1 protein-coding gene is annotated in these 732 nt (G+C 63.7%); it reads right to left on the reverse strand.

What is annotated here, in order from left to right:
• Positions 1-650: type IV secretory system conjugative DNA transfer family protein (locus EOA60_RS39495; RefSeq protein WP_245502711.1), on the reverse strand; the 650-nt coding region annotated here is incomplete at its 3' end.
• Positions 651-732 lie beyond the last annotated feature (82 nt).

Consider the following 732-nt stretch of genomic DNA (forward strand, 5'->3'; position numbering starts at 1 on the left):
CGGTCAGCCGGCGCGAAGCGAACGACCGTGCTGAAGGTGGCGCGATGGCCGGCCGTCGCCTCGTAGGTCTCGCCGCGCAGATCGAGCACGACCAACGAATGCGGCCACATCAGCGCGTTGGGGATGATCAGCGCCGCGCCTTTGCCCGACCTCGGCGGACCGATGACGAAGCCGCCGACGTCATCGCCGTCGATCCACAGTTTCTTGCCGCCGCGAATTCTCGGGCGCGTCAGGAGCAATTTGCCCGTGCGCCGATCGCGGTGCGGGGCAAAGACGTTGACCAGCCTGCCACCGGCGCGTCCGATGAAGATGCCTCTCGGCTTCAGCAGGCCAGCGCGGCGAATGTCCGCCATCGACATGAATTTCGCGTCGTTGCGCTTGGGCGGCCGCATCAAGAAGGCGATGACGATCGGCAGGACGAAGCCGAATAAGGCCGCAGCACCGGCGTATTGAAGCCTTGCGAAGTTTTCCGCTTTCAGATCCGTCCAGGCGTAGGCGAAGACTGGCCGCGGGTCCGCATTGATGCTGTCGAAGAGAAAATGCGAACCGGTCCTGTACCAGTCCGTAGCCGCAGATGCGACCACAAACAGCAACGTGCCCACGGCCACGGCCATCAATGCCAGGAAGATCCTGCCAGCGATCTTTTTCATGATGCGCCCCCGTCAGATCGTCTCAGCCTTCGTGAACTTGATTTCGCTGAGCGACCGGCGTCCGCCGTCGCCGCGCACCATC

The sequence above is a fragment of the Mesorhizobium sp. M1A.F.Ca.IN.020.06.1.1 genome (genome assembly GCF_004023265.1).
In the GTDB taxonomy this organism is placed as follows: Bacteria; Pseudomonadota; Alphaproteobacteria; order Rhizobiales; family Rhizobiaceae; genus Mesorhizobium.